Below are 14,179 nucleotides of genomic sequence, written 5' to 3'. Positions count from 1 at the left end.
ATGCCTATTACTTTTTCAATTCCCTTAAAATGTGCATCAGCGTTGTATTGCCATAGATCATAGGGTCATATACATTATTTACTTTTATGCCTTTAAACGAAAATTTTTCAGGGAATGTCTTAACATAACCCGATGCGGTAAAGTGTGTAAAAAAGTCAGCTGCGCTTAACTCCAGTTCCTTATCTTTCTGCTTTATTATCACCTTATTTATGGTCATTTCTTCCTGCTCAGGATTTTCACCTGCATCAAACCTCAGGTTGCCAATACTTGCATTATCAGGAAAGTTGAACACAATTTCCTGGCTTTCGTTTTTACCTTTTACCTTTACCCTTGTTTTATTGTCTCCAAAATCGAGCGATTCATCTTCTACATAAAACATCTCGAATGTATCATCTTTTTTTACCACCATATCAAGCACAACCTGTACGGCAGGTTCGGCCGCCGCGTTCTCTGCAGCTGGCACGGATGTTTTAGACTCTTCCTTTTTGCATCCTGTTATAACTGACAATAGTACAAGTGCAATAATACAGGTTTTAAGTGTTTTCATTTTTTAAGTATTTGTCTTTATCTTTATATAATTATATATGTTACTTTACGGTAACATTCTTATTGGTTTCCATTAGGGATGTCCTTCCATTTTTGGAATTTGTCAGCAAAATGCCTATTTTATAGTTTCCTTTATCCAGGTCCTTACTATTTACTGTCACAGTAAAGCCTGAATTATCATACCTGTACTTGTTTTGTTGGGCCGCGGTTACATCCGGCCTCATCATTTTTTTTACAGGTACTGCAAAAATAAGCTCTTTCTGCATAAACACAACCTGTATTTCATTATCATCTGAATGTGCGTCTTCAAATGCCGACCAGCCGCTTATTTTTATATCCTTTTTTGTTTGTACAAGTTCGTCGATATTGCCCATTTGCTTTTGCATAGAAGGGCGTTTTTCCAATCTTGCCGGTTTTTTCAGCTTTTCAACTTTGCCCATATCTCCAAGGCTTACATAGGTCCATTTTCCATTCGGTTCACTGATGGCCACACCAATTGTGTAATCACTCTTTGCAATATCTGTTGTAACAACCGAAGCTTTAAATCCTGAACTCTCCAGGTTTTCTTTTTTGTAAGCTGTTGTGAGGTCGGTCCTTGCAACCTGTGTGGCATTGGCAATGTAGGTTTTGTCGTTTACAGTTATTGTTATATATAATGAATCTCCCTTGTTATTCGACTTTCCTTCGATAAACGCCCATCCGTCTATACGGAAAAATTTATCTTTTACCGACAGATCCTCCACATTGAATTTCACTTTATCGGTTACAAATTCCGGTCTGTCAATAACCTTCAGGAATTTAGTGGCAGAATATACATTTCTTACAGAATCCAGCTTCTTTTGTGTCGCATCATCCCTTTTAAACCGGGCTTCCATTCCTTTTTTCTTATGGTAGAAAAGATAGTAGCCGTCAAGGTAATCAAGCTCCATTGTCTTTTGCTGGATGATGGCACCAAATACGTTCAGGTTTTGGGGGGTCGTAATATAAAGTTCATTATCCGGGAGCTCTGCATTACCTATAACAGCAGTGAGGGAATCTGTATATTTTTTGTTGGCCGTAACATTCTCACGGGCTGCATAGCCCATGCTGATGCTTTTTTTATTTTTTACTGCCAAAAAGCCAAGGTCCTGGTAGTCTGCAGGCACCAATAAATTATTTTGAAATGGTACATAGGTAATCATCCTGTCGTAGTGTGGGATGATCGCATTCCACTTTGCCTCATCAAGAGGGCTGTCATAACTCCCGTAACCATAATTCCGAAATGTGTAGAGCGGCTTTAGGTCGTAAGCCTGGATGAGTATGACAACTGATATAACAGATAATTTCAACCATTCAGGAAATCTGTTCCTGAAAATGACTAACAGCATAAATACAAGCAGCAGGTAATAAGGCATCCACATAAAACGTCCGCTCGCCCTGAAAACACTGCCCACTTTTGTAATTATATTTGGCAGCGGATATTCAAAAAGTAAGCGGTCATCATAGGTAACCTTATTTGTTATTGCGAAAAGCGCCAACAGAATGGCCAAGATCGCTAAGGGCAAAAGATACTTTTTTCTATTTATAATTGTAAATAGCTTTCTTGTTAATATCAGGTACGCCGCAACAATTACAATAAGGAGCATCATCCCCACGCCAAGGTACATATAACCCTCATATTGGTGCCAGCTAAACCATGGGCGCTGCGGCATGAGCAAAGAAAAACCTCCCGAATTATGAAATGAATTGAGATTAAAAGCATACAGGCCATAACTGCTTTCAACCTCCAGGCTTGTAGTATCAAAATTCAATATCCCTATTACATACCATAAAAACAAGCTTCCAAAAAGCACTACCGCCGGATAGATCAATGCTTTTTTCCAGGTAAGCTGCTTATCATAGATCCAGTGCTTAAGTGGCAATATAACATTAAATCCTATCATCATTAGCCACATGTAGGGGCTGATCAACGACATGGTCAGGGTAAGTACGACCTGTGCTTTATTGAGGGCGCTTACGTTTGCCGACGTTGCCGGCTTTAAATAATAATATACAGATGCTAAAATAAAACCATGGGTACACAAAGACGGGTGCATGCCCCTGTAAAACAATATAGGGTTACAAGCAACGAATACTGCTGCAATCACCACATACAATGCCCTGATATTATATAGCCTGAATATCTTCACCGCATAATGGGCCGTCATCAGGTGGCAAAAAAGCAAAAATAATCCAAGGTATTGGAAATCATCCGGTAATATGCCCGAAAAAGGCTTTAAAAGCAAAGCAGGCAAAACTATAGAATCCGTAAGGCCTATGTTGGTTCCGGTTGGATAACAGTAATTATTCATGCTTCCCAAAGGAAAAGCCCAGGGTGCATCCCTGTAAAATGCCCATCCCAAATAATGGGTCCCCCAGTCGTGGCGGGCATCCATAAGCCAGGCAATATTGGTAGGTACAAGGATGTCCAGTCCGTAATTAATATGGAAAACTATGATAACAAGTATCATTATTACCCAATAGGCTGCCTTATTTTGATTTGCCATCATTTATTTCTGTATTAATGACCCTTTTCCCAACAATATAATATAGATACCCCAAAAGGAAGCTTTGTCCCGCGGTTTATAAACCTGCTTTCCGATCCCATCAGCCTGAACAAAATACTGTTGACCATTCCGGGGTTGAAAGCCTCAAAATCGCTGCCCGAACCTTTTCTCTTTTTTCCGCTGCCCAGCATATTACTCAGCTTCCTGAAAAAATAAACCGGCGGGAACAGGAACGAATTAAAGTAAGTATAATATAATGATGTACCATTTTGGCCTGGTTTAAAAATACGGTCAACCCGATCCATTTTATACCTCCTGAAATGGTGATTGATGACATCATGGTGACTCCACAGGCCCATGAATGCAGGTACTGTGATCAGCAATATGCCTTTGTTAACCGCTACCCTTTTTAGTTCTGATACAGCAAGCATATCGTCCTCCACATGCTCAATAACGTCAAAAGCACAAACAAGGTCAAACGACTCATTTTCAAAAGGCAATTCAGTTATAGACCCGTGCAGTATTTCCAGCCCCGTTTTTTCCGATGCGAATTCGCAACAAAACTTATCATATTCTATTGACGTAACATGGCCAAAAGCAGAAAGGTACTCAGAACTCCTGCCCGGCCCACAGCCTACATTCAGTATCGTCGGGTTCTCCTTTAGTTTCCCCGTACTTATTAGCTGCTTTATATAATTGGTAATGATACGCTCGCGCGCCATAAACCACCAATGGCTGCGCTCCAGTTCATAATACTCCTTGTAATACTCGTGCTGCATGCTATTGTTGTTTTTCCTCTGCTTCCTGAATTACTTTATCTACAACGAACAATGGCCTGTTGCGTACCTGGTTGTATATCCTCAGCACATATTCACCAATGATCCCCAAAGAGATCAGCTGCACCCCGCAAAAAAGGATTATTGTCAATATGGTTGCTGTAAAACCCTGGGGAACATCATTGTAAAAAATTTTCCTGTAAATATTGTATCCAAAATATACAAGTGATATAAGAACGGTTATAAGGCCCAGCCTGGTAATAACCTTTATAGGGAAATCGCTAAAGTTAAATATCCCGTTAAATGCCAGCTGGAACAGTTTCTTCCAGCTATACTTGGTTTCTCCTGCATGACGTTCATCACGCTCATATACAAAGCCTATTTGTTTAAAACCTACCCACGCCCGCATACCGCGGATGTAACGGCTTTGCTCCGGCATTTCATTCATAATATCAACCACGCGGCGGCTTATCATCGAAAAATCCCCACTGTCTATCGGTATGGAAAAATTAGATATGCTCTTCTGGAACCTGTAATAGGTTTTGTATGCCGCTTTTTTAAGAAAACTTTCCTTGCGGCTTTTCCTTACCGCATAAATTACATCATATCCATCGGTCAGCAACTTATAAAATTCCGTTACTAACTCAGGCGGATCCTGGAGGTCGCCGTCTATGATCATGGCGCCTTTTTTTCCCCGCACATAAGCAAGACCTGCAGTAACTGCAAGCTGGTGACCATGATTGCGGGACAAAAGCACGCCTGTAAACCTGGAATCTCTTTTACATTGCTCCTCAATAAGCCCCGCAGTAGCGTCGCTGCTCCCGTCGTTTACTAATATAACTTCACAGTTAAAGCCGCAATTATCTATTACAGAGGTAAGTCTTTGGATAAGAAGCGAAAAAACCTGCTCTTCATTATAAAGCGGGGCAATGATTGATATGTCTATACTTATGTTATTCATCTAACCTCATCTATAATGTAAACCGGCCGTTGTTTTACCTGCTCAAATATTTTTCCAACATAAATACCCGTAACTCCGATAGCGGTAATAATTATGCCGGATAAAAACCAAATGCTGTCTATAATTGCAGCATTACCGGATATTCCTGATCCATATAGATACTCATATATATCATATGATCCTATTGCCATTGCCGATACAATAATTAACATACCCAGTTTAGCAAAAAACCTTAGCGGCTTATCCGAGAATGAAATCAATATATTAAATGCCAGGCTCATAAGCTTCTTAAAATTGTAGCTTGTTTTTCCTGAAAACCTTTCGCCATGTTCTACAGGAATAGTAGTATTTCTAAATCCGGAGATCAATATAAACAAAGGAAAAAATTTTACCCTGTCTCCCATATTCAATACTGCTTTAATTACTTTTTTATTATAAATGCCAAAATTAGCCCTCTCATTATCATATTCTATACTGGTAAGGTAGCTAAATACTGCTGAAAATAATTTCGAAGAAAGTTTCTTAAAATAGTTATCCTTTCTTTTTGCTCTTTTGCCCACAACAATGTCATATCCTTGCAGTGCCATAGAATACAGTCTTTCCAATTCTGAGGGCTTATCCTGTAGGTCACAATCCATAACTACCACCCATTCTCCACGCGCCAAGGATAATCCTGCCATAATAGCCGGATATTCTCCAAAATTTTTGCTCAGGCGCACATTAATCAATTCCGGGTAGCTTAAAGATAAATTATTCATCTCTAACCAGGAATTATCGGGACTGCGGTCGTCAACTAATATTATTTCATAACTACAGCCTATTGCAGACATAACTTTCTGTATTTCCAACAAAAGTTTACCTACAATATTTTCAGCCATATATACCGGGCTTACAATTGATATGTGAACACCATCCTGCATATTCCCCGGCTTACGTAGTTAATTTCAATGTTTTCTCCCATCCCTTAATCTCCAGCCCAAAGACCTTTTTGATCTTGCTTTTATCCATAACACTATATTCCGGCCTTTTGGCAGGCGTAGGATAAGCGCTTGTAGGAATTGGGCGTAAATCTATGGTAATATTGTTTACCTCAAATATTTTTTTTGCAAAATCATACCATGTAGCTTCACCTTCATTACTGTAATGGTAAATACCATACTCCTTCACGCCGCTAAGTATTATTTTTATCAAAGCATCGGCAAGGTCATTGGCATTGGTGGGTGTGCCTTTTTGGTCGTCCACCACACCCAGGCTGTCGCGCTCACCAGACAGGCGTATCATGGTTTTCATGAAGTTATTGCCGTATTCCGAATACAGCCATGATGTCCTTACGATAAAGTGCTCAGGAAGTAGGTTTTGTATCTCCAGCTCCCCCTGAAGCTTGGTCAAGCCATATACTCCTTGAGGATCGGTTTGATCCATTTCATTATATGGGGACATTTTTTGCCCGTCAAACACAAAGTCGGTAGAAATATGCAGTAGCGTTGTGCCGTACTCCCTGCAAATCTCAGCCAGGTTCTTAGCCCCTGCCACATTGATGGTATGTGCTTTTTCAGGTTCGCTTTCGGCTTTGTCCACAGCGGTATAGGCCGCGGCATTAATGCATATATCAGGCTGTATTTTGCCAAATGTTGATCTCAGGCTGTCAACATCAGCAATGTCTGCCTCCTGCGAGCCTGTAAAATAAAACTTCAGGTCTTTTTCATACTTTGGCGCAAGGGCCTGCAATGCCTGCCCCAACTGGCCATTTGCGCCTGTTACCAATACTACCATGCTGCCCTGCTGTTTTCGAGAGTTGGTAAAACAGTATCTTTTTCAGAGATGATGAGATCCTCCTTTTTCATACCCCAGTCGATGCCTATCATTGGATCATTATATATGATCCCGCCTTCCGACCCTTTATTATAAAAGTTGTCACACTTGTAAAAGAATACGGCTGTTTCGCTCAGTACCAAAAAACCATGCGCAAATCCCCTCGGCACGAACAACTGCCTTTGGTTCTCGCCAGAAAGCAATACAGCAACATGCTGCCCGTAAGTTTCAGATCCCGGCCTTATGTCTACCGCCACATCCAGCACCTCGCCCTGCAGCACGCGCACCAGCTTGGCCTGTGCATGTTCACCGGTTTGATAATGCAGCCCGCGCAATACGCCTTTGGTAGAAAAAGACTGGTTGTCCTGTACAAAATGTACACGCCGGCCTGTGCCCGCTTCAAACTTGTTCTCGTTGAAGCTTTCCATAAAGTAGCCTCTGCCATCGTTAATGATAGTGGGGTCGAGTATAAAGCAGCCTTCCAGCTTGGTGGGTGTAAAGGTCATCTTATGATATTAAGCTTAATAAATGCTTGCCGTAGCCACTTTTCAGTAACGGCTGTGCAAGATTTTTCAATTCTTCAGCGGTAATAAAGCCCATGTTATAGGCAGCCTCTTCTATGGCCCCTATTTTAAGTCCCTGGCGCTCCTCAATGACCTGTACGAATTGTCCTGCCTGCATCAGGGAATTAAAGGTACCCGTGTCAAGCCATGCCGTGCCACGGTCCAATATGCTTACCTTGAGCTTTCCGCGGTTCAGGTATTCCCTGTTCACATCGGTGATCTCCAACTCGCCGCGATGGCTTGGCAGTATATTGGCGGCGATCTCCACCACATCATTATCGTAAAAATAAATGCCCGGCACCGCATAATTCGATTTCGGCTGCTCAGGCTTTTCTTCTATCGAAAGTACTTTGCCATTTGGGTCAAACTCCACCACGCCATAGCGCTCCGGGTCATGTACATGATAGGCATATATAATGCCTCCCTCTGGGTCGTTGTTGGATCGCAGCAGCGTAGATAGTCCCGTACCGTAAAATATGTTATCGCCCAGTATGAGGGCTACTTTGTCGTTTCCGATGAATTCCCTGCCAATGATGAATGCCTCTGCCAGGCCGTTAGGGTGTTCCTGTACGGCATATTCAAAGCGACACCCCAGCCTGCTCCCATCGCCCAGCAATTGCCTGAACAAAGGCAGGTCGTGCGGCGTAGAAATTATGAGTATCTCCCTGATCCCGCTCCACAACAATGTAGACAGCGGATAATATATCATGGGTTTGTCGTATATCGGCATCAGTTGCTTGCTTACCGCCAGCGTTAGTGGGTGCAGCCTCGTGCCCGATCCTCCTGCGAGTATGATTCCCTTCATTGCTTCTTAGCTTAGTTTTTCCAAATACCACTCTATGGTCTTCACGATGCCGGTCTCAAAGTTCTCATCGGCCTTCCAGCCCAGTTCGGTCTCTATTTTTGTAGCATCGATGGCATAACGCATATCGTGCCCCGGCCTGTCCTTTACAAACGCTATCTGGTCGCTGTAACTGCCTGCGGCCTTTGGTTTCATTTCGTCCATAAGCCCGCATATCGTGTGGGCTATGTATAGGTTGTTGCGCTCGTTCCTCCCGCCTATGTTGTAGGTTTCGCCTGCCCTGCCCTTTTTGTATACCAGCTCAATGCCGGTGCAATGGTCTAGCACATACAGCCAGTCGCGTACATTTTCGCCCTTGCCGTAAATGGGGATATTCTCCCCGGTCAATGCCTTGCGGATGATGGTAGGTATCAGCTTTTCTATATGCTGTTTAGGGCCGTAGTTATTGGAGCAGTTGGTGGTTACCACGTTCATTCCGTAAGTGTGGAAATAGCTGCGCACCACCATGTCGCTCGATGCCTTACTGGCACTATACGGGCTGTTGGGCGCATAAGGGGTTTCCTCTGTAAAAAGGCCTTCTGCCCCCAGTGTGCCATACACCTCATCGGTTGATATATGATGAAAACGGCAATCTTCATAGCCGTCCCTGTACTGTTGCGGAGCGCTCATCCAGTGTTTCCTGGCGGCATCCAGCAGGTTGAACGTACCCAGTACATTGGTACGGATAAATGCTTCCGGCCCTGATATGGAATTATCCACGTGCGACTCGGCCGCGAAATGTATCACGCCTTTAAAGTCGTACTCGGTAAACAGGCCGTTTACAAAATCCCTGTCGCAAATGTCGCCTTCAACGAATTTATAATTTTCGGCACCCTCGACCTCTGTAAGGTTGTCCAGCGTACCAGCATAGGTAAGCTTGTCAAGGTTCACTACAAAGTATTCCGGGTTATTGGCCAGGAAATGCACAATAAAGTTCGACCCGATAAAGCCGGCGCCACCGGTTATTAAAAGTGGTTTTTTCATTCGGTAATAACAATTTTTCTTTTTTCGGTCTGGCTTTTATAATAAGACCTTAGCATCACAAAGACCACAAAGAATATAAATAATAAGGCAGGGATCACAAACTTCATCCTGCCGGCTACAGCGCTTTTGCTAATTTCATTAAGCATCATGCCACGTTCTTTGATCACATTGGTGTAATCAGCCTTGTTCAATCGCAACCTTCCTTGTTCCATAACAAGCATGTTCTTAAAATGCATCATATCGGCTACATTCGTTGTCTCGCTATAATATACTGAGCTTCCCGAAGGTTTCCTGTTGGCATCGGTCAGGTAATTAATTACCTTATCGACCTGTTTTATGGCAGAGTCATTTGATACCAGTTTGAGGTTTACATTATTAATATATTCTGCCTGCCTCTGTTTAAAATAAGGGTTCGAATTAAGATAGGCCATGACAGGGTCCACAATATCCGATCGTTTTGCCCTGTCTTTTGAAGTAATGGTGATCAGGTGGTTCTCATAGTTCTTACTGGTGGTAGGATCTTTAAGCACATCTTCCATGCTGCCGTTCTCGGCGATAAGCTCAAATACCGAAAGTTTCCTGTCCCTGTCATCTTTTTGCTCATTTTCATTTTTATTCATGAAATTGTAGATGTCCACCACAGGCTCGATCTCGATCTTGGCGATCTGCCTTGGATGCACTATGCCAATACCTTTCAGGAAAACGGTATCACGCTGTCTTATCTTCACGTTAACCTCCTCAACAGCTTCATACAGGTAATCCACACTTTCAAAATTGGGATGTACAATGATCTTTTGCGAATATGCTTTCGGTCCGCTATCCATATAAAAACCCAGTGCCGCACCAATGATCACAATAACCGCAATGACTATTACATTACGCTTTACAAATAATATCCAGTCAAAAAATGAGTCGTTCACACGTGTAAAATAGCCTTTTACTTTTGCCGATACCTGCGCCAGGTCGATCTCATTGTCCGGGTCGTTATGGTTGGGGTTTGCCATAATTTATTTTATATTGAATATTTGTTCCAGGATCTTTATCGTGATCAGGTAAGTAGGCTTCACACCTGTTGTACCCAATCCTCCCGAAGCCAGCGTACTGCCTGTCTCCAGCGGGTTGTCCGATGCGTAGTAGGCATAACGCACTTTTACGTCAGGATTGATGCTCTTGCGGATCTTTGATGCCGACTGTATCGCCTTCTGGTAATAGGCACCTTCCATTTCCAGGCCTATAACGCCCCAGGTAGACTGGTTGAAAAACTTGAGCAGGTCCTTATTTTGCAGCGATGTGCCCAGTACCGTGACCATAGGCCCTGAATATACAGGAATGCCCTCGCCTTCGAACATATTGCCTGTAAGCTCGTTCTCAAACGGATAATTGTCGCCCGTACCCTCGTTAATGTGTGCCGAAGGTATCATGATATCACCTTTGTTGCCTTCCAGGATGCCGGCTTTACCCATGATGGATACCGACTCTACATTAACCAGTGTGCGGAGGTCGCCTTCACGGAATGGTTTCAGCAGTTCATCGATGGTCTCATAGGCCTGTTCGCCAAACGCATAGTCCATTACCACGATAACGGGCATGTCCTTGGCAAGCTTTGCGCCCGGGAACGCCGATTTGGCAAAGTCTATTTTGGCGGTATCGAATATCTGCACGTCAATGTTGGTGCCCGATGTGTCGGGCATCGCGATCATGCCGCTCTTCAGGGCCAGTTCCTCTACTTTGCCTCGCATGGCACCGTTGCCTGATTTACTCAGCTCTTCGTAAATAAAGTACTCGTCCTTATCCTTGAATTTGGTTTTGAACATCGGTACGGCAAAAATGGAATTCATCACACTGTGCATGTTGGCACTGATGATGTGTATCGGCCTTTCCAGCAATCCGTTCTGCTTGAGCACATTCTTAATATTATTAGCCCATATCTCACCATGAATGTGGTGGCCCAGCCTTTCGCGGAGTATCGGACTAAAGGTAATTGTTCGCTTTGGCCCGCCCATGGCTTCCTCAATGGCAAGCCTGCCCAGGTGGTAGATCACGTGGAGGAACCTGTCGGGCGATGTAGGCGTAGCAAAGGCATCGTAAATGTCTATTATCTCGGCAAAGGTCCTGCCCAGTACGTTCGACACGTGCGATATGGCTTTTTCGCGCTCTTCCAGCGTCAGTTTCTTTTCCTGGCTTATGGCCTGCTCCAGCTTAACCCAGTCGCGGGCTATTTCGCCGTTATCGTCTACAAGCACCCTGTCCTTGATCTTATGCGATTCGATAAAGATGAAGGTAAGGTGCGTCATGATATCATAAATGTCAGATCGGCCGCGGGTAATTTCCACGTTCATCTGCTCATCGTCTATGCGGTAGCAGTTACGCCTCCTTTTTGGCGGAACGATGGCTTTAAAGTGCGATTTTGAATATCCCTCATCTGAAGTAAGGTTGATGAAACGGCACTCTTCAATTCCTACGGGTAGGCGCTCTATAACGTATAACAGCCCGTCGAGTTCCGCTTTTTCATCAGCGATAGAGCCGTAAATTTCAGGGCGAAGGGATAATAGTGCTTCCCTTAATGTATCGCCCGATATGCCCATTGGTTTATAAAAACCCCTGTTAAACAGGTGGCGCATAGTTATGTACAACCGCTCAATGGCTGCGGACGATTCCTGTGCCCTGGAGCGTGTTATGTTTTTTATCGATTGCATTTTGTTTGTTTTGTGGCAAATGTAGCTATTTTATTTTTTAGTGTGGGGAACGGGCAATAGTATAGGTTTTCTATATTATTCTGCTTTTTACTTCTTCAATATAGTTAAGAATTGTTTGTTCATCTTCCTCCACAGTTTTTAGATGGAAATATGCCCAACCAGGCATATCAGGAGCATCATCAGCTTGCGGTGACCAAACCTGCATAGTTAATGGACCTGTATACTGATGCATATACAATTCTCCATTTGAAGAATAAATATTGTCCTTGCCCTTTCTATGCCTGCAATTTCCAACTCTTAATAAATCAATATTATACCTCATGTTATTCAAGTATAAAGATATTGTTTCTATGAAAATCCAAGTATTGTAATCTGTTTTCAATCGGAAGCTTTTGATATTTTCTACCTCCCTGTATTCCGATTATATCTATGTTTTTCAATGATAATGATTTCGAAATAATTAATTCTTTGTTATTTTCAAATGTAATTAAGCCCTTGTCAAACAATTTATCAATCGTAGGGCTAAAAATGAAACCGTTATAAATGTCCAGTCTTTCAAAATTAGTAGATAATGCCCATGGTTTGATGTGCCCTGCGGATAGTATCATCTTTTCATCAATACCTGTTATTGGGCAAATCTTTAAATGTTTAAGCAACTCTGTTCGGAATTTATCTTGCCCTACCCTAATCTTACCCAAAATCGTTCTTGTGGTATCGCCTAATTCTTTATGCTCATCAAGCAGTAAATTATTTTCCTGATAATCAATAAGGGCTATTACCCCAATATCAATCATCTTAAATTGTTTTTCCAATTCCCTATAAAGAACTCCTCTTACACCGGCTTTCCATTCTTTTTGAGCCCTAACATTAGGGTAATATTTTTCAATTTGATTGTAGATAACTGGCCAGGTAGCAATTCCTCCATTATCTACTAATACTTTTGCAATTGCCTCAACTTTTGTCATGAGAATAAATTTAAAAGTGCATCCGCAATTTTCCTGTCGTTGCTCAGCCTTGGCAGCTTGTTCTGCCCGCCCAGCTTGCCAATGGACTTCATATATTCCTTAAAGCCGTCCTTTCCTACCGGGGTAATGATCAGCGTGCGCAGCACCTTCCCTACTATCAGGTCGTCGTAATACACATTCTGCTTCCGCATGGCGGTGTCTATCTTCAGGGCAAAGGCGTCTTTATCCGCTGGTTCCTGCTCAAACTCAATGAACCATTCGTGGTACGGCAACCCTTCTCCCGGCGTTATCTGCGGGGCTACGGTAAACTCATTCACACTCACGTCCGTTCCTTCCATTGCCTCTTTCAGGGCGCTTTCCACTTCCTTGCCAATCACATGCTCGCCAAATGCCGAGATGTAGTGCTTTATCCTTCCGGTCACGACAACGCGGTAGGGGCTCAGTGAAGTGAACGCAACGGTATCGCCAATATTGTAGGCCCACAGCCCGGCATTGGTAGAAATGATCAAAACATAATTTAGGCCCAGTTCCACTTCTCCTATGGTATGGCGTTTCGGGTTTTCGGTAAAGAACTCATCTGCCTTTATGAACTCGTAGAATATCCCTGCGTTGAGCAACAACAGCATGCCTTTTTCCTTTTGTGAATCCTGGTAGGCAAAAAAGCCTTCGGAGGCAGGGAACAGCTCAATGCTGTCGACCTTCCGGCCAATGAGGCCGTCAAACTTCGCCCGGTAGGGTTCGTAATTTACCCCTCCATATATAAAGAGGTTAAAATTCTTAAAGATGTCGCCAACTTTTCTTCCCTCTTTCTGCTGCAATTTTTCAAAATACATCTGCACCCAGGACGGTATGCCCGATATTACCTGCATGTCTTCATTATAAGTCTCCTCCACAATGGCATCTACCTTGGTTTCCCAATCGTCGATAATGTTGGTCTCCCAGCTTGGCATACGGTTCTTTTGAAGGTAGGCCGGAACATAGTGTGCGACAATTCCCGAGAGGCGGCCCAACTTTATGCCGTGCTTCTCGTCCAGTTCGGGGCTGCCCTGCAGGAAGATCATTTTGCCGTCCACAAAGTCTGCTTTCCCCGTCTCATGTATGTAGGCCAATATGGCATTTCGCGCAGCCTGTATATGGAAAGGCATGCTTTCTTTCGTCAGCGGGATGTATTTCGCGCCCGAGGTAGTGCCTGATGTCTTGGCAAAATAAAGCGGTTTGCCCGGCCACAGCACACCTTCCTCCCCTTTCACTACACGGTCTACATAGTTCTTCAGAGCTTCGTAGTCGCGCACGGGGACTTTGGCAGCAAAATCTGCAAAGGATGTTATGCTTCCAAAATCGTGGTCTTTGCCAAAAGCTGTATTCGATGCCTTCGCTATGAGTTCGCTAAAAACCTTTTGCTGGGTTTCCACAGGGCTGCCTGCCCATTTTTGGGTCTTGTTGTGGATGATGCCTGCGAATATTTTTGCTGCAAAGGATTTTATGGACATTTCTTATTTCAGATTGTAGA

At 43.3% G+C, this 14,179-nt stretch carries 14 protein-coding genes; all 14 read right to left on the bottom strand.

The window, feature by feature from the left end; all coding sequences use genetic code 11:
- Positions 1 to 7: 7 nt before the first annotated feature.
- The 14 genes from ACT6R0_RS10735 to ACT6R0_RS10670 all read right to left on the bottom strand — a co-directional run bounded on the left by ACT6R0_RS10735 (position 8) and on the right by ACT6R0_RS10670 (position 14,159).
- The gene (locus ACT6R0_RS10735; RefSeq protein ID WP_444653460.1) at positions 8 to 547 is read right to left on the bottom strand and encodes a hypothetical protein; all 540 of its coding nucleotides are present in this window, start codon (positions 545 to 547) and stop codon (positions 8 to 10) included.
- Positions 548 to 587: 40 nt separating this feature from the next.
- Entirely contained in the window at positions 588 to 3,074 is a 2,487-nt protein-coding gene (locus tag ACT6R0_RS10730; RefSeq protein WP_444653461.1) for a DUF6311 domain-containing protein, read from the bottom strand.
- Positions 3,075 to 3,085: 11 nt separating this feature from the next.
- Positions 3,086 to 3,850, bottom strand: a complete 765-nt coding sequence (locus ACT6R0_RS10725) for a class I SAM-dependent methyltransferase (protein ID WP_444653462.1) — start codon at positions 3,848 to 3,850, stop codon at positions 3,086 to 3,088.
- 1 nt (position 3,851) lies between these two features.
- Positions 3,852 to 4,808 (bottom strand): glycosyltransferase family 2 protein, encoded by a 957-nt coding sequence (locus tag ACT6R0_RS10720; RefSeq protein ID WP_444653463.1) that lies wholly within the window; start codon positions 4,806 to 4,808, stop codon positions 3,852 to 3,854.
- Positions 4,805 to 5,728, bottom strand: coding sequence for a glycosyltransferase family 2 protein (locus ACT6R0_RS10715; protein WP_444653464.1), 924 nt, complete (start codon positions 5,726 to 5,728; stop codon positions 4,805 to 4,807). The genes ACT6R0_RS10720 and ACT6R0_RS10715 overlap by 4 nt, the downstream gene beginning before the upstream one ends.
- A 10-nt stretch (positions 5,729 to 5,738) precedes the next feature.
- Positions 5,739 to 6,581 carry a dTDP-4-dehydrorhamnose reductase gene (gene rfbD, locus ACT6R0_RS10710; protein ID WP_444653466.1) on the bottom strand — a complete coding sequence of 281 codons (843 nt, stop codon included), beginning with the start codon at positions 6,579 to 6,581 and terminating at the stop codon, positions 5,739 to 5,741.
- Positions 6,575 to 7,126 (bottom strand): dTDP-4-dehydrorhamnose 3,5-epimerase, encoded by a 552-nt coding sequence (rfbC, locus tag ACT6R0_RS10705; RefSeq protein WP_444653468.1) that lies wholly within the window; start codon positions 7,124 to 7,126, stop codon positions 6,575 to 6,577. Before rfbC ends, rfbD begins: the two co-directional genes overlap by 7 nt.
- A gap of 1 nt (position 7,127) precedes the next feature.
- Positions 7,128 to 7,988 carry a glucose-1-phosphate thymidylyltransferase RfbA gene (gene rfbA, locus ACT6R0_RS10700; RefSeq protein WP_444653470.1) on the bottom strand — a complete coding sequence of 287 codons (861 nt, stop codon included), beginning with the start codon at positions 7,986 to 7,988 and terminating at the stop codon, positions 7,128 to 7,130.
- 6 nt (positions 7,989 to 7,994) lie between these two features.
- Complete coding sequence (gene rfbB / locus ACT6R0_RS10695; RefSeq protein ID WP_444653471.1) at positions 7,995 to 9,008, bottom strand: dTDP-glucose 4,6-dehydratase; 1,014 nt, start codon at positions 9,006 to 9,008, stop codon at positions 7,995 to 7,997.
- Positions 9,005 to 10,012 (bottom strand): hypothetical protein, encoded by a 1,008-nt coding sequence (locus ACT6R0_RS10690; protein ID WP_444653472.1) that lies wholly within the window; start codon positions 10,010 to 10,012, stop codon positions 9,005 to 9,007. Before ACT6R0_RS10690 ends, rfbB begins: the two co-directional genes overlap by 4 nt.
- 3 nt (positions 10,013 to 10,015) lie before the next feature.
- The gene (locus ACT6R0_RS10685; protein WP_444653473.1) at positions 10,016 to 11,704 is read right to left on the bottom strand and encodes a DUF6909 family protein; all 1,689 of its coding nucleotides are present in this window, start codon (positions 11,702 to 11,704) and stop codon (positions 10,016 to 10,018) included.
- Positions 11,705 to 11,774: 70 nt separating this feature from the next.
- Positions 11,775 to 12,026, bottom strand: a complete 252-nt coding sequence (locus ACT6R0_RS10680; protein ID WP_444653474.1) for a hypothetical protein — start codon at positions 12,024 to 12,026, stop codon at positions 11,775 to 11,777.
- Position 12,027: 1 nt separating this feature from the next.
- Positions 12,028 to 12,669, bottom strand: a complete 642-nt coding sequence (locus tag ACT6R0_RS10675) for an HNH endonuclease (RefSeq protein ID WP_444653475.1) — start codon at positions 12,667 to 12,669, stop codon at positions 12,028 to 12,030.
- On the bottom strand, positions 12,666 to 14,159 hold the full coding sequence (locus ACT6R0_RS10670) for a GH3 family domain-containing protein (RefSeq protein WP_444653476.1): 1,494 nt from the start codon (positions 14,157 to 14,159) through the stop codon (positions 12,666 to 12,668). The genes ACT6R0_RS10675 and ACT6R0_RS10670 overlap by 4 nt, the downstream gene beginning before the upstream one ends.
- Between the last annotated feature and the right edge of the window lie 20 nt (positions 14,160 to 14,179).

It is taken from the genome of Flavobacterium sp. (genome assembly GCF_052437795.1).
GTDB lineage: Bacteria > Bacteroidota > Bacteroidia > Flavobacteriales > Flavobacteriaceae > Flavobacterium.
The sequence above is the reverse complement of the archived record's forward strand: the minus strand, read 5'-3'. Positions and strand labels throughout refer to the sequence as shown.

Coding starts and splice junctions, on each gene's coding strand:
- ACT6R0_RS10690 (WP_444653472.1), bottom strand. CDS start 10,012: ATGGCAAACCCCAACCATAACGACCCGGACAATGAGATCGACCTGGCG.
- ACT6R0_RS10680 (WP_444653474.1), bottom strand. CDS start 12,026: ATGAGGTATAATATTGATTTATTAAGAGTTGGAAATTGCAGGCATAGA.
- ACT6R0_RS10735 (WP_444653460.1), bottom strand. CDS start 547: ATGAAAACACTTAAAACCTGTATTATTGCACTTGTACTATTGTCAGTT.
- rfbD (WP_444653466.1), bottom strand. CDS start 6,581: ATGGTAGTATTGGTAACAGGCGCAAATGGCCAGTTGGGGCAGGCATTG.
- ACT6R0_RS10720 (WP_444653463.1), bottom strand. CDS start 4,808: ATGAATAACATAAGTATAGACATATCAATCATTGCCCCGCTTTATAAT.
- rfbB (WP_444653471.1), bottom strand. CDS start 9,008: ATGAAAAAACCACTTTTAATAACCGGTGGCGCCGGCTTTATCGGGTCG.
- rfbA (WP_444653470.1), bottom strand. CDS start 7,988: ATGAAGGGAATCATACTCGCAGGAGGATCGGGCACGAGGCTGCACCCA.
- ACT6R0_RS10730 (WP_444653461.1), bottom strand. CDS start 3,074: ATGATGGCAAATCAAAATAAGGCAGCCTATTGGGTAATAATGATACTT.
- ACT6R0_RS10725 (WP_444653462.1), bottom strand. CDS start 3,850: ATGCAGCACGAGTATTACAAGGAGTATTATGAACTGGAGCGCAGCCAT.
- ACT6R0_RS10670 (WP_444653476.1), bottom strand. CDS start 14,159: ATGTCCATAAAATCCTTTGCAGCAAAAATATTCGCAGGCATCATCCAC.
- ACT6R0_RS10685 (WP_444653473.1), bottom strand. CDS start 11,704: ATGCAATCGATAAAAAACATAACACGCTCCAGGGCACAGGAATCGTCC.
- ACT6R0_RS10715 (WP_444653464.1), bottom strand. CDS start 5,728: ATGCAGGATGGTGTTCACATATCAATTGTAAGCCCGGTATATATGGCT.
- ACT6R0_RS10675 (WP_444653475.1), bottom strand. CDS start 12,669: ATGACAAAAGTTGAGGCAATTGCAAAAGTATTAGTAGATAATGGAGGA.
- rfbC (WP_444653468.1), bottom strand. CDS start 7,126: ATGACCTTTACACCCACCAAGCTGGAAGGCTGCTTTATACTCGACCCC.